We start from the raw sequence: 1,055 nt of genomic DNA, 5'->3' as shown, positions 1-1,055 counted from the left end.
AATTTCAAATTGCAAGGTTAATGCAAGGTTGCGGCAAGGTTAATGCAAGGTTGGCATGATAGAATACCTTACAGAACAGGAGGTTTTGAATATGGATACAAATTATATCATTGAAACAAAAAATCTGACAAAGCAATACGGCTCACAAAAGAGTGTGGCTGACTTAAATATCCATGTCAAGCGTGGGAGAATTTATGGTCTGTTGGGTAGAAACGGAGCCGGAAAAACCACAACTATGAAAATGCTGTTGGGCTTAACGAAGCCGACTTCCGGGGAGGTCAAAATCTGGGGAAAGTCTTTGCAAGGGAATGAAAAGAAGCTGTTGCCCCGTATCGGAAGCCTGATTGAGTCCCCCGGTTTTTATCCCAATCTGACCGGTACGGAGAACCTGCGTATCTTTGCTACCCTGCGTGGAGTACCAAACAATCATGCCATCAAAGACGCTCTGGATTTGGTCGGGCTACCTTACAAGGATAAAAAGCTGTTTTCGCAATACTCTCTTGGCATGAAGCAGCGGTTGGCGATTGCCCTTGCAGTCATGCACGATCCGGAGCTTTTGATTTTGGATGAGCCGATCAACGGTCTCGATCCCATCGGTATTGCAGAAGTGCGATCCTTTATCCGTGAGCTTTGCGACACAAGAGGAAAAACCATTTTAATCTCCAGTCACATTCTTTCGGAGATTTCCTTGCTGGCTGACGATATTGGAATTATTGACCACGGCGCATTGCTGGAAGAAGAAAGCCTTGCTGAGTTGGAGCAAAAAAGCAGTAAACATATCCGGTTTACGCTCTCTGATACTGCACAGGCGGCAAGAATTTTGGAACGCAATTTCCATGAAACCCATTTTTCCATACAAGACGACCACAATCTGCGTCTACACAATATGGAGCTACCCGTGGGGAAAATTGTAACTGCTTTTGTAGAAAACGGATTGGAGGTATCAGAAGCACATACCTGTGAAGAAAGTCTTGAAGATTACTTCAAGCGTGTGGCAGGGGGCGAAGGAATTGCTTAAACTAATCAAATGCGAATTTTTGAAATTGAAACGGAAG

At 44.5% G+C, this 1,055-nt stretch carries 1 protein-coding gene; it reads left to right on the top strand.

Translation table 11 applies throughout. The features are described 5' to 3' along the window. Positions 1-91 precede the first annotated feature (91 nt). Complete coding sequence (locus LJE09_RS17205; protein WP_118569909.1) at positions 92-1,018, top strand: ABC transporter ATP-binding protein; 927 nt, start codon at positions 92-94, stop codon at positions 1,016-1,018. Positions 1,019-1,055: the final 37 nt, after the last annotated feature.

Origin of the sequence: Blautia sp. DFI.3.45 (assembly GCF_020593505.1) — a bacterium.
Taxonomy (GTDB): Bacteria; Bacillota; Clostridia; order Lachnospirales; family Lachnospiraceae; genus Blautia_A; species Blautia_A wexlerae.
Note: the sequence above shows the minus strand (reverse complement) of the source record. Positions and strands in the feature narration are given on the sequence as shown.